At 63.1% G+C, this 11,147-nt stretch carries 10 protein-coding genes and 1 pseudogene; 4 read left to right on the plus strand and 7 right to left on the minus strand.

Annotated elements, in window-relative coordinates:
• Positions 1 to 412 (plus strand): annotated as a pseudogene (locus tag VFL62_RS02655) (hypothetical protein); the annotation flags it as partial.
• A 126-nt stretch (positions 413 to 538) separates the two neighbouring features.
• On the opposite strand, the gene VFL62_RS02660 reads toward VFL62_RS02655, so the two are convergent.
• Positions 539 to 1,420 (minus strand): branched-chain amino acid aminotransferase, encoded by an 882-nt coding sequence (locus VFL62_RS02660; RefSeq protein WP_325170830.1) that lies wholly within the window; start codon positions 1,418 to 1,420, stop codon positions 539 to 541.
• 341 nt (positions 1,421 to 1,761) lie between these two features.
• Between VFL62_RS02660 and VFL62_RS02665 the strand changes: the two genes are divergently transcribed.
• The 3 genes from VFL62_RS02665 to VFL62_RS02675 are packed head-to-tail and all read left to right on the plus strand — an operon-like array spanning position 1,762 to position 4,921.
• Positions 1,762 to 3,066, plus strand: a complete 1,305-nt coding sequence (locus VFL62_RS02665; RefSeq protein WP_325170831.1) for an O-acetylhomoserine aminocarboxypropyltransferase/cysteine synthase family protein — start codon at positions 1,762 to 1,764, stop codon at positions 3,064 to 3,066.
• A 10-nt stretch (positions 3,067 to 3,076) separates the two neighbouring features.
• Positions 3,077 to 4,099 (plus strand): homoserine O-succinyltransferase MetA, encoded by a 1,023-nt coding sequence (gene metA / locus VFL62_RS02670; protein ID WP_325170832.1) that lies wholly within the window; start codon positions 3,077 to 3,079, stop codon positions 4,097 to 4,099.
• A 12-nt stretch (positions 4,100 to 4,111) separates the two neighbouring features.
• Positions 4,112 to 4,921, plus strand: coding sequence for a polysaccharide deacetylase family protein (locus VFL62_RS02675; protein ID WP_325170833.1), 810 nt, complete (start codon positions 4,112 to 4,114; stop codon positions 4,919 to 4,921).
• Here the strand turns inward: VFL62_RS02675 and VFL62_RS02680 are convergent.
• The 6 genes from VFL62_RS02680 to VFL62_RS02705 form a co-directional block, all read right to left on the minus strand.
• On the minus strand, positions 4,902 to 6,179 hold the full coding sequence (locus tag VFL62_RS02680) for a divalent metal cation transporter (protein ID WP_325170834.1): 1,278 nt from the start codon (positions 6,177 to 6,179) through the stop codon (positions 4,902 to 4,904). The genes VFL62_RS02675 and VFL62_RS02680 overlap by 20 nt on opposite strands.
• A 57-nt stretch (positions 6,180 to 6,236) precedes the next feature.
• On the minus strand, positions 6,237 to 7,568 hold the full coding sequence (locus VFL62_RS02685; RefSeq protein ID WP_325170835.1) for an MFS transporter: 1,332 nt from the start codon (positions 7,566 to 7,568) through the stop codon (positions 6,237 to 6,239).
• A 39-nt stretch (positions 7,569 to 7,607) separates the two neighbouring features.
• Positions 7,608 to 8,414 (minus strand): enoyl-CoA hydratase/isomerase family protein, encoded by an 807-nt coding sequence (locus VFL62_RS02690; RefSeq protein ID WP_325170836.1) that lies wholly within the window; start codon positions 8,412 to 8,414, stop codon positions 7,608 to 7,610.
• Positions 8,415 to 8,434: 20 nt separating this feature from the next.
• Positions 8,435 to 9,988, minus strand: coding sequence for an AMP-binding protein (locus VFL62_RS02695; RefSeq protein ID WP_325170837.1), 1,554 nt, complete (start codon positions 9,986 to 9,988; stop codon positions 8,435 to 8,437).
• Positions 9,981 to 10,502 (minus strand): (2Fe-2S)-binding protein, encoded by a 522-nt coding sequence (locus tag VFL62_RS02700; RefSeq protein ID WP_325170838.1) that lies wholly within the window; start codon positions 10,500 to 10,502, stop codon positions 9,981 to 9,983. The genes VFL62_RS02695 and VFL62_RS02700 overlap by 8 nt, the downstream gene beginning before the upstream one ends.
• Positions 10,499 to 11,147: FAD binding domain-containing protein (locus VFL62_RS02705; protein WP_325170839.1), on the minus strand; the 649-nt coding region annotated here is incomplete at its 5' end. The genes VFL62_RS02700 and VFL62_RS02705, both read right to left, overlap by 4 nt.

An 11,147-nucleotide genomic window follows, 5' to 3' on the forward strand; every position in this document is an offset into this window, starting at 1 on the left:
ATATGTCTGCATCGGCAGCCCCGAAGATGTGTCCGACTTCCGCGATCGCTGGATGGTCAAGGCGCAGGCGATCGCGCGCGACCTCGGCCTCACCTTCCGCGTCGACTATGCCAGCGATCCCTTCTTCGGCCGCGTCGGCCAGATGAAGGCGGTCAGCCAGAAGCAGCAGTCACTGAAATTCGAATTGCTCGTTCCGTTGCGCTCGGAAGCGCAACCGACGGCCTGTATGAGCTTCAACTACCACCGCGATCACTTCGGCACCGTGTGGTACATCAAGGATGCCGACAACGCATCCGCGCATACCGGCTGCGTCGCCTTCGGCATGGACCGCCTGGCGGTGGCGATGTTCCACACCCACGGTACGGATCTGGCGAAGTGGCCGGCGGGCGTGCGCGACGTGCTCGGGCTCTGATACATTCCGGGATTGTGCGTGCGACAAATAGCGAAGCTATTTTGTCGCGGATAGCACCAGACCCGGAATCTCGAGATTCCGGGTTCGATGCTTTGCATCGCCCCGGAATGACGCGCAAACCAATCCTCAGCTATGCGCGAATTCCCAGTACAGCTTGCGGGCGCGCTGAAAGAACGGCCCGGCCTGCAATGAACGGTCGTCGATCCGGATCACCGGCGCGACCTTGGCGAAGTTGCCGCTGGAAAAGATCTCGTCGGCGCCGGCGAAATCCTGGTACTTCAGCGTGGTCTCGACCACGGTGACGCCATCGGCGCACAACAGCGCCATCACCCGCTGCCGCGTGATGCCGTTGAGAAACGTTCCGTTCGGCGCTGGCGTGTAGACCACGCCGTCTTTTGCCATGAACACGTTCGAATTGCCGAACTCGGCGACATTGCCGAGCGCATCGAGCAACAGGCAGTTGTTGAAGCCGCGCGATTGCGCCTCGAGCAGCGCCCGCGAATTGTTCGGATAGAGGCAGCCCGCCTTGCAATCGACCGGCGCGCTTTCCATGGTCGGACGGCGGAACGGCGACAGCGTGATCGCGGAACCCGTGATCGGCGGCATCGGCGCCGCATAGATGCACAGGCACCAGTTCGTGGTTTCCGGATCGAACAGCACGCCGCCGCCGGCGCCGGTCTGTGCCCAATACATCGGCCGGATATAGAGTTCGGCCTTGGCGCCGAAACGCGCAATGCCCTCGCGCGCCAGCGCCATCCAGGTTCCGACGTCGACGACCGGCTTGAGCTTAAAATTGGCCGCGGAGCGGTTGACCCGCTCGCAGTGCAGATCGAGATCCGGCGTCACGCCTTCGAACGCACGCGCGCCATCGAACACGGTCGAGGCCAGCCACGCAGCGTGGGTGCGAGGGCCCATGATCGGCACGTTGCCTGCGTGCCAGTCGCCGTCGAAGAAGGTTAAGGTCTCGGAAAACTCGACCGGCTTCACGGTCGGGGTCGGTATGGCCATTTGCGCTCTCGTCGCCGGAACTCGCACCGGCGGTGCGGTGGATGATGGCGGCGATATTGTCCGAATTTCCTAAGGATTTCCTTTTCCATCGCGGCTGCGCGGTACGGAACCGCGGACAAATGCGCGCGGCTTTGTGGTGCGCAGGTCCGTGCTCGGGCGAAGATGGTTACGAAGTGATGAGCAGTCTCATTGCAGCTTTAACCAACGGGGCCACATTCGTTAGGGTTATTTCGTCAATCTTGCCGCGAATTATTGAAGGCTTGACGGTCGCCATCTAACACTTTGGATTGGGAAAAAGCACGTTGAAGTGCGTTACGCGCGAAGAACGTAGAGGTCGACCGATGCGCAGCGAAACCATCGCCATTCACGCCGGCTACGAACCCGATTTGGCCACCAAGTCGGTCGCCGTTCCGATCTATCAGACCGCCGCTTACGCATTCGACAGCGCCGACCATGGCGCCGCGCTCTTCAATCTCGAAGCCGAAGGCTATCGTTACAGCCGGATCGCCAATCCGACCACGTCAGTGCTTGAAAAACGCATCGCTGAGCTTGAAGGCGGCGTCGGCGCTCTCGCCGTTGCCACCGGGCAGGCCGCGCTGCACTTCTCCATCGTCAATCTCGCCGACGGCGGCGGCAACATCGTCTCGGTGCCGCAACTCTATGGCACCACGCACACCCTGCTCGGTCACATTCTACCACGTCAGGGCATCATCACCCGCTTCGCCGAAAGTGACAAGGCCGATGCGATCGAGAAGCTGATCGATGAAAACACCAAGGCGGTGTTCGCGGAAACCATCGGCAACCCCGCCGGCAACGTCTGCGACATCGAGGCGCTGGCCAAGGTCGCGCATCGCCATGGCGTGCCGCTGGTGGTCGACAACACGGTGGCGACCCCGATCCTGCTGCGGCCGTTCGACTACGGCGCCGATATCGCCATTCACTCGCTGACCAAGTTTCTCGGCGGCCACGGCACCACGCTCGGCGGCGCCATCGTCGACAGCGGCCGCTTCCGCTGGGCCGATCACGCCGATCGCTTCCCGGCCTACAACAATCCGGATGCGTCCTATCACGGCCTGGTCTATGCCGAACGTTTCGGCGAGAAGGCCTTCATCGAGCGAGCGCGCAGCGTCTATCAGCGCACCATGGGCGCCGTGTTGTCGCCGTTCAACGCGTTCCTGCTGCTGCAGGGCATCGAGACGGTTGCGCTCCGCGTCGAGCGGCACGTCGCCAACGCCCGCAAGGTTGCCGAATTCCTGCGTAACGATCCGCGCGTCGACTGGGTCAATTATGCGGGCTTCAGCGACAGCCCGCATTATCCGCTGGTTGCGAAATATCTGAGCGGCCGGGCTTCCTCGCTTTTCACCTTCGGCATCAAGGGCGGCATGGAGGCGGGCAAGGTATTCTACGACGAGCTGAAACTGATCACGCGGCTGGTCAATATCGGCGATGCGAAGTCGCTCGCCTGCCATCCGGCCTCGACCACCCATCGCCAGATGAACGCCGAGCAGCAGCGCATGGCCGGCATCCTGCCCGAGACCATCCGCCTGTCGATCGGCATCGAGCACGTCGACGACATCATCGAGGATATCGACCAGGCGCTGGCGAAAGCGAGCTCGCAGGCCACCCGGCTCGAAGCGGCGGAATGAACCAGCCGATATGACCGTCCTGTTGGAAAAACGGCGACTGATCGTCAGTCCCGGCCTCGTCCCGGCCCAGCAGCGGCGCGAGGATAAGTTCGGTCATCCGAAAGAGGTCGATGCCGACCTCACGATCGGGCTCATCAACAACATGCCGGACAGCGCGTTGAAGGCGACCGAACGCCAGTTCATGCGCCTTTTGCGGCAGGCGGCCGGCGATGTCCGCATCGACTTCCACGTCTTCTCGCTCGCGTCCGTGAACCGGTCGCAGTCGGCGAAAGGGCGGATCGAGGGGCAATACACCGATATTGCCGAACTCGACCGGCTGCCGATCGACGGATTGATCGTCACCGGCGCCGAGCCTCACACACCGAGCCTGGATGACGAGGCCTATTGGCGCGATCTCACCGGCATCATCGACTGGGCAAAGGACAATACGCGATCGACCATCTGGTCGTGCCTGGCGGCGCATGCCGCGGTGCTTCATCTCGACGGGATCGAGCGCGAAAGACTCGAAACCAAGTGCTCCGGCGTCTACGACTGTACCGCCGCATCCGCGCACTGGTTGACCAATGGCCTTGCCGCGCCGTTCAAGATCGCCCATTCGCGCCTCAACGAACTCCGCGCGGATGATCTCGCGGCAAAGGGCTATCAATTGCTGTCGCGCTCGCTTCGCGGCAGCGTCGACAGCTTCGCCAAGAATTTCGGCAGCGAGTTCATCTTCTTCCAGGGGCACCCGGAATACGAGGCCTTGTCGCTGGAGCGCGAATATCTGCGCGACATTGCCCGCTTCCTGGCGGGCGAACGCGACCGTTATCCCGGAATACCCGTCGGTTATTTCGATGCGGACACGGAGCAGAGGCTTATTGCGTTCGCATCGCGCGCCCAGAGCGAACGCCGGCCCGCCCTCATCGCTGAATTGCCCGAGCGAACGCTGCGGGACGATATTGCCACCGGCGCGGCCGCGAACGTCATGTTCCGGAACTGGATCGGCTTTCTCGCGGCGCCTGCGCGCGCCGCCGCGCCCGAAGCAAGTCTGTAACGGGCGGCTGCGATGACCGAGAGCCCCGAACGACCGGCATTGCAAGCGCGCGTCAGCAATCGTCTGTCGCGCTACTTCAGCGTCACGCCATTCAGGCTGCGCAACGAACGCCCGATGGTCAGCTTCACCTTCGACGATTTTCCCGAGAGCGCCGCAACCGACGGCGTCTCCATTCTCGACCAGTACAACGCCAAAGCCACGTTTTATGTGTCAGGCAGTCTGGTGGACAAGCCTGACGAGCACTGGCAGGGCGTCAGCGCCGACGGCATCGTCGAATTACACCGGCACGGTCACGAGATTGCCTGCCATACGTTTTCGCATCAGCCCGCAACCGAACTCGATGCAACGCGGCTCGCCCGCGAAATCGAGCAGAATCGCATCTATCTGCACGGCATCGATCCCTCGATCCGCATGGACAATTTCGCCTACCCTTACGGATTGGGATCGGTATGGCGCAAGGCGCAGCTCGCGAAAGCGTTTCGATCCTCGCGCGGCATCATTCCCGGCATCAACAGCGGCGTTGTGGACCTGCAATATCTGCGCGCAACCCCGCTCATCAACCGCAATATTGACGAGGAGGGCATCGACCGGGCGTTCGACGCCGCCGTCGACGCCAATGGCTGGTTGATCTTCTACGGCCATGACGTGACGGCGAGGCCGAGCCCGTTCGGCTGCACGCCTTCGCTGCTACGATATGCGCTCGATGCCGCCGCCAAGCGCAACGTCGCGGTCAAGACCGTCGCCGGCGCGCTCGATACCGCCGGCGCGGCAGAAGCCGACGTGGCGCTTCGCAATCGGGGCACTAGCGCGGAAACAGCATGACGGCTGCCGCGCCGCCCATGAAGGCGGTGGCGATCCATCCCAGTACGACAATGGGTCGGCTCGAAGTAAACCGGCCCATCACCGAGCGGCTGGAGGCGATCAGAGTCACGATCGCCATCAACGGCACCGCCACGATCCCATTGATGACGGCGCTCCAGAACAACGCCTTCATCGGCGAGATCGGCGAGTACTGAATCACCAGTCCGAGAAGAACGCTGACGGCGATGACGGCATAAAAGCCGCGCGCATCCTGCACCCGCCGCTCGAGCCCCTCTTCCCAACCTCTCGCTTCCGCAAACGCATAGGCGGCAGACCCGGCCAGAACCGGAACGCCCATCAATCCGACGCCGAGGATACCGGCCGCGAAAAGGGAAAATGCGAAATCACCTGCCAGCGGGCGCAGTGCGCTTGCCGCTTGAGCCGCCGTCTCGATGTTGGTCACGCCGGAAACGTGGAGCGTGACGGCGGTGGCGAGCATGATGAAATAGGCGGTGAGATCGGAGTAGAACATCCCGCCCCAGGTGTCCCAACGGATACGACGGAGTTCGGACGGCGCCGCGCCGGGATGCGCTAGCAGCGAGCCGGACTTGCCTTTGGCCTGGATATCCTCGACTTCCTCCGAGGCTTGCCAGAAGAACAGGTAAGGACTGATCGTCGTGCCAAAGACGCCAACCACCATCGAGGCCGTGTCGAAGTCGAACGTCAGGCGCGGCCATACCGTGCGCAGTGCCACCTCGGCCCACGGGACGTGGACGGTGAACAGCACCGCGGCGTAAGCCAGCAGCGAGAATGTCAGCCACTTCAGGAAGAAGACGTAGCGATGATAGGGCACCAGGATCTGCAACAACAGCGTCAGGACCACAAACAGCGCCGTCATCGCGTGACGGTTGAGACCCGTGATGAGCTCGGCAACTTCCCCCATGACCGCGACATCGGCGGCGATGTTCAGCGTGTTCGCGATCAATAGCAGCAGCACGACCGCCAGAAGCACAGGTGCAGGGAAAACAGCCTTGATGTTGGCCGCCAAGCCCTTGCCGGTCACGCGCCCGATCTGCGCGCACATCGATTGAACGGCAGCCATCAGCGGATAGGCCAGCGGCATGGTCCAGAGCATGTCCAGGCCGAACTGGGCTCCGGCCTGGGAATAGGTGGCAACGCCGCTCGGATCGTCATCGGCGACCCCGGTAATAAGTCCGGGCCCGATTCGGGCAAGCGGATGCCGTTTAAGGCGGTTCCACGCGGTGGAGAGCCAATTCATGCAGGCCGTTCCGGTTGATTTCCGGATATTACCACCGCGCGCGCACCGTAGAAGAAATCAGCGGAAGTTGCCCTTGGTCTCCGGGACCAGCAACGCGCCGATCAGATAGATCGCAAAAATGCCGACCGCAAACGCCGTCAGCGCCATCGGGATGTTCGCGACGCTGCCGGCCAGCAGCGATACGAAAGTCGGCATGATGCCGCCGAGCGCAAAGCCGATGTTCCAGGACAGCCCGGTGCCGCTGGCCCTGATCTCGGTCGGAAAACGCTCGTTGAGGAAGATCAGGATCGGCGCGTAGCCGGCATTGCCGAGAAACGAGATCGCGAGCGCGTAGAGCGTGATGGTGGTGGTGTCCTTGGTTGCGGCCATGCCGAGATAGCAGAGCGGCAACAGCACGAGCATGCAGACGCCCGCGACGATAAACGTCTTCTTGCGTCCGATGACGTCACTGAGCGCGCCGACGCTGATCGCCGATATGATCGTGACGATGCTCCCGCCGATCAGGATCAGCGACGAAATGTTGTTCGGAACCCCGTTCACCACTTTGAGGAAGGTCGGCAGGTAGCCGGACGTGATGTAATAGCCGGCGCCACCGCCGAACGTGACCAGGAGATTGAGCAACAGCACGCTGCGCCAGCTGCTCGAAAACAGCGTCTTGACCGGCGCTTCGGTCTTGGGAGCCATGCCGGCGGCCTTCTGCTTCTGGCGCTCCTGGAAGAACGGCGACTCCTCCAGGCTGTTGAAAATGAACCAGCCGAGCAGCGAAGAGAGCAGGCCGGAGAAAAACATGCAGCGCCAGCCCCAAACCGCGAACGCATCGCCCGGGAAAACCGTCGACGTAATCAGGAAGACGAACGAGGCGATCAGCGCGCCGAGCCCGGCGCCGCCGCCGCCGATCAGCCCGGACATCGCGCCCCGATGCTCGGGCGTTGCCGATTCGGTCCCGATCGTGTGGGTCGAGGCGACCACGCCGCCGACAAACACGCCTTGGATCAGCCGCAGGATCAGGAACAGCACCGGCGCCACGAAACCGGCTTGCGCGATCGTCGGCAGCACGCCGAACGCCGCGGTCGAAAGGCCGACGCCGATGATGGCGAAGAACATCGCGCTCTTGCGGCCGTGAACGTCGGCATAATGGCCGAAGATTGCCGAGCCGACCGGCCGCATCAGCAGGGTCACGGCGAACGAAGCATAGACCGCGGCCAGCGACAGCGTCGGGACGCTTGATGGGAAGAACAACGAACCGACAACCGGCGCGACATAGAGCAGAATAAACAGGTCGAACAGGTCCAGCGACCAGCCGAGAACCGACGCGACGAGCGCGTTCCGCTTCTGCCGCGCGTCGACCGGCAGTGACACCTCGATACTCTTTGAATCAGCAACCGACATTTGTCCCTCCAACTTTGCCCCCGAAAAATACGATTGAATTCAGCTTCCGATGAATTTTGGCGGCCGCTTGGCGTTGAACGCCTCGACCCCCTCCTTGAAGTCGTCCGACTGCCGCAAGCGGCTGTAGCAATGCCCCTCCAGTTCGATCGCAATCGACAGCGTCGAATCCTCGGTATCGTTGAGAAGCTTCTTGGCCGTGCGCTGTGCCAGCGGCGAGAAGGTACGGAGTTCGTCGACCAATTTGTCGGTCGCTTTTTCAAGCTCGGCATCGGGCACGCATTCAGTGGCGATGCCCCAGTCAAAGGCCTGCTTCGCAGTGATGCGCTTCGAACGCATCACGATATCCTTGGTCCGGGTGATTCCGACCATCTTCTGCAGACGCGCCGAGCCGCCCGAACCCGGGATCTGGCCGAGCTTCTGCTCCGGCAAGGCGTAAAGCGTAGTCTCCGAAATGATGCGAAAGTCGCAAGCCAGCGACAATTCGAATCCGACACCGAAGCAATAGCCACGGTTGGCGACGATCACGGGCTTGGAACAGCGCGCCGGCGAGGCGATGTTCCAGGCAAGCTGCGAAACCTTCTCGGGCGTCGCCTCCATGAAGCCGCCGATATTACCGCCGCTCGAAAAATGTTCGCCGACCGAGCGGACGACAATGACGCGCACGCGCGCGTCCTCGTCCAGCGTCTCGAACACCAGGCGAAGCTGATCGCGCTCCGGCATCGAGACGACGTTGAGCGGCGGCCGGTTGAGGATGATATCGGCGCGCTCGCGCGCCTCGTCGATCTCGACCTGGAACCCGTCGAGCTTGGCGAGCCGCGGGTCCGCGAAGGTGTAAGTGGAAGCCATGGTGAATCCTTTCTTCTTGATCAGGCCGCGCTAGCTCCACCAGCCGGCGGCGCGTGTTCGGGTTGATAGTCGCCCGCCACCAAGAGGCGGCGGAGTAATTTTCCGACCGGGGACTTCGGCAAGGCATCGACAAAGACGAAACGCCTTGGACGCTTGAAGTCAGCGAGCCCCGAGGTCCGGCAAAACTGATCAAGATCGGCTTCGCTGACCGGCGCCTTGCGCTTGACAAAGGCGGTCACGACCTTGCCCCACTTTTCGTCAGGAAGCCCGACGACGGCGACCTCGAGCACGGTCGGGTGCAGCGACAGGCAGCTTTCAATTTCGACCGGCGAGACGTTTTCGCCGCCGGTGATGATCATGTCGTCAACCCGGCCGGTGACGAAGAGATCGCCGTCGGAATCGACGAAGCCGGTATCGCCGGTGAAATACCAGCCGTCGCGCAACGATTTGGCATCCGCATCGGGCCGCCGCCAATAACCGTCGAACGACTCATCACCGGCGAGCAGCGCGATGATCTCGCCCTCCTCTTCTACCTCCGCCAGATCGGTCACCGAGGTCGCGTTCAGCTTCACGACCCTGATTTCCTGATTGATCCCGGCCCTGCCGGCCGAACCTGGTTTGACCGGCGCGTTCTGATCGATCGTGAAGGTGTAGATCTCGGAACTGCCGTAGTGATTGACGAACAGGTCGGGACGAAAAGCCTCGTTGAGCTTCTTCAGCAGGCCGTCGGTCATCGACGCACCGGCGAAGCCGAGCTTGCGCACGCTCGACACGTCGGTCGAGGCGAATTCGCGGGCGTGGACCAGATCGTGGTACAGCGTCGGGACCAAATAGAGATTAGAGACTTTTTCGGCCTCGATCAGCGCCAGCGCCTTTCTTGTGTCGTAGCGCGGCAGACACACGAACGTGCCGCCGATCACCGACATCGCGATCAGCGAGCGGACGCCCATGGTGTGATAGAGCGGCATGACGCCGAGCGTGCGTTCGCCACGCCGATAAAGATTTTGCGCGACATGAGCGACACCTGCGGCGCGCTCGGCGCGGTGCCGCCGCGGCACGCCTTTCGGCCGCGATGTCGTGCCCGATGTATAAAGCATGATCGACCAGTCTTCCGCACTCACGCGCGGGGTCGCGTCCGGCGCCGGCTCGGCCACGATGCGGGTAAAAGCGATGGCCTTGGCATCGTCGCAACCGACCGCGATGCGCGGCAGGTTCTGCGCGCGTTTTGATTGGGCAACCGGGGGCGCGGAGATGTCCTGATAGACCACCGCGCGGGCTTCGGAGTTTTCGATGCAGAAATCGAGTTCGTCATCCTTGGCGCGCCAATTGATCGGCGTGATGACGATGCCCGCCAACTGACAGGCCCAGTGGATGGTCGCCGCCGCCTCGCAATTTTGCAGAACTGTGACGATGTGATCGCCGGCTTTCAAACCGATGCGGTCGAAGGCTGCGACGACCGACGAGATGCGGCGGTACCATCCGGCGTAAGTCAGGCGAACACCCTCGTCGACGACGGCGAGCGCCTGCGGATCGCGCGCGACGCTGCCGATGAAGCTCGTTCCCAGGTCAAGCATCGGACTTCTCTCTCTTCACCTCGCCCGCCATCTCCGCCGCGGCCTCCATCGCCGCCCGCAGAATCGGAGTGTAACCCGTGCAGCGGCACAGATGACCGGTCAGAAGGTCGCGGATGGCCTGTTCGTTCGGCTTGGGGTTCTCGCGCAGGAAATGGTCGAGCGACATCAAAATTCCGGCGGTACAAAATCCGCATTGCAACGCGTGATTGCGCTTGAACGCCGCTTGCAAGATGCCCAGACGGTCCGGAGCGGGCGCGAGCCCTTCCACTGTTCGCAGCGTGCAGCCGTCGGCCTGCACCGCCAGGGTAAGGCAGGCGCGGGCCAGTTTGCCGTCGATCTCGACCGTGCAGGCGCCGCAGACGCCGTGCTCGCAGCCGACATGGGTGCCGGTGGCGCCAACCTCGTGCCGCAGAAAATCGGTAAGCAGCATCCGGGGTTCGGCCTCGCCGCTGCAAGGCCTGCCGTTGAGCGTGAACTGGACGGCGTGACGATGGCTGGCGGGCAAACGGCTCATGGCGAGACCTCCCGCACCAGATCTTTGCCGATCAGGCGAACCAGATCGCGCCGATAGCGCGCCGTGGCATGAACGTCGTCGCGAGCATCGAGCTCGTAAGCGAACGCGTTCAAGGCCTCGTCGAGCGCTGCCGCTTCGAGGTGGGAAAACTCGCGGGTCACCGGCATGTCGGCGACGCCGCCGACGGCAAGGCGCACGCCGTTGTCGGTGGCGACGGCGGCGCAGGCGACGATGGCGAAGTCGCCATGGCGGCGCGCCACCTCGCGGAAGGCACATCGTCGTGGGCTGGCCGGAAACGAGACCGCCTCGATCAACTCATCGTCCTGTCGGGTGGTGGCCATCATGCCGGCGAAGAATTCCTTCGCCGGCACATGGCGACGCTTCCCGGCGCTGCGCAGATGCACGGCGCCGCCAAGTGCGGACAGCACAAGCGGCAATTCGGCGCTGGGGTCCGCATGCGCGATCGAACCGCACACCGTGCCCCGGCTTCGGGTCTGAACGTGACCGGTCCACGGCAGCGCTTGCGCCAGCAAAGGCAAGGCTTTCGCGAGTTCGGGCCACGCCAGCAGCGCGGCCTGGCGGACGCCGGCGCCGACGGTGACCGCACCGCCCCTGAGTTCGATGCGCGAAAGCTCGGGAAGCCGC

The sequence above is a fragment of the Bradyrhizobium sp. genome (genome assembly GCF_035701725.1).
Taxonomy (GTDB): Bacteria; Pseudomonadota; Alphaproteobacteria; order Rhizobiales; family Xanthobacteraceae; genus Bradyrhizobium.